3 protein-coding genes are annotated in these 1670 nt (G+C 61.9%); all 3 read right to left on the reverse strand.

Annotated features, from left to right (window positions below; genetic code table 11):
* On the reverse strand, window positions 1–628 hold a 628-nt coding region (locus tag Y707_RS28775), incomplete at its 3' end, for a DEAD/DEAH box helicase family protein (RefSeq protein WP_026534096.1).
* Entirely contained in the window at window positions 629–1066 is a 438-nt protein-coding gene (locus tag Y707_RS0103765; RefSeq protein ID WP_026534097.1) for a hypothetical protein, read from the reverse strand.
* Window positions 1067–1207: 141 nt separating this feature from the next.
* Window positions 1208–1670: GmrSD restriction endonuclease domain-containing protein (locus Y707_RS23205; RefSeq protein ID WP_155852693.1), on the reverse strand; the 463-nt coding region annotated here is incomplete at its 5' end.

Below are 1670 nucleotides of genomic sequence, written 5' to 3' on the forward strand. Positions count from 1 at the left end.
GTCCTTCGACCCATCGTGCGCGGGCCCGTTCGAGGGCGAGGGCAAGGCTTACTTCGACATCGAGAATCGTCAGGTGAGCGTAGTCGTTGGCTTCGAGGTTTTCAAGGTATCGCGTGCCCAGCCCCGGCCAGGAGAGAGTGCCCTCAATGACGACGTTTTCCCTGGCCTGCAGGCAGCGGGCCAGAATATTCTCGGCCAGCATCGTCGACTCGTTATGCACTAACGAGGACAGCTCGTTGAGCATGATCGGGTGCCCGTCGGCAAGGTTGTGCGTGAGCAGGTCATCGAAGCGGCCCTCGGAGAGTCCGTGGCGCAGCAGCATGGTCTTGATGGCATCCGGGTCGATGACCCGCCAGCCATCGCCGACCAGATCAAGATCGCCGATGGCAAAAGACTTACCCGCGCCGGGCGGGCCCGCGGTCACAATCGCCGCCCTGCCTTCTTTGGCTATGTCCGGGCTTTGGCCGAGAAATTGGTCGATCAGCGTCCGGTGGAAAATCAGCCGCCGGGCTGCAAAGACCGCCCCGGGGGCGAATGTGGCCCGGTCGGAATCCTTGTGCAGTCTCCCGCCGGCCGCAGTGAGCCGGTTCAGCTCCGCTTCAACCCGGCCCTGGTCCGCAGATATCATTCAGGCGCCGCGGCGGGCAGTGCCGCTGGCCGCGACCAGGTGTTCGTAGTCCCGGGCGCTGAGCAAATCCCGGTACACCGCATCGGCGAGCTGGTCCCAGGTTCCCGGGATCATCACGCTTTCCGGGTTGGCCGGTTCGGCGGCGCGGGCATAAGTGTATGGCCACCCGATGAGCTGATTCATCATCTCCTCATGGCTGATTCTGCCGGCGTGGAAACGCAGAATAATTTCGCGGGGGTTCAACACCAGCAGGTCCGGGAAGTTGTGCACCTTCCGCAGGATCCGGTGGACTTCCGGCTGGGAAATGGACAGGCGGTTCGCGATCTGTGTCTGTGTAAGGCCCTTGTCCCTGGCCTGTGAGACGGTGCGCAGAAGATCCACGCGGTTCAGCTCCCCCACCGCGTAGACACGCGCCAGCTCATCTTCGATAGTGAGCATTTCAGACCCTCCCAATCCGCCATATATACAGTATGTATAATCCAACTGTACCGGGGTTGGGAAACTCTGGGAACCCCGCCCGCAGTAACGTCCCCGACTGGTTCACGAGCTTTACCGGCCCACCCGTGTTGAACAGTTGTTTTATTCGCAGCCGACAAGGTCGCCATCAGCGTCAAATTTGGTATCCCAACCGGGATCGCCTGCTTTGATAGGGTCCGCGTCAGCGTCACGGACCGCAGTGCAGTTCTCATAATAGACATCATCCTGCGGCTTGGGGGCTGGTTCGACCCCCTCGGGCTCCTCCGGTGCCGGTGTGGCGGCGACGGGCACCGCCACTCCCCCAACATCGTCCGGGACAGGCTGATTGGGGCATTTGCTGGTGAGGATGCCGGCGATCGCGTCGTGTTCGGCCTGTGTCATCCACAGCTCGTATTTGGCTTTCACCGCCGTTTGCAGGGCAACGTATTCGCAGCGGAATGCCTTGTTCGGCGGCAGCCAGGTCGCGGCATCACCGTCGCCTTTGGAGGCATTGGCGGGACCGTCGACCGCCAGCAGATTCAACGGGTCATTGGCGAATACTTCGCGCTGATTCTCTGCCAGCTGT

This window comes from Arthrobacter sp. H14 (assembly GCF_000520495.1).
Lineage (GTDB): Bacteria > Actinomycetota > Actinomycetes > Actinomycetales > Micrococcaceae > Arthrobacter_C.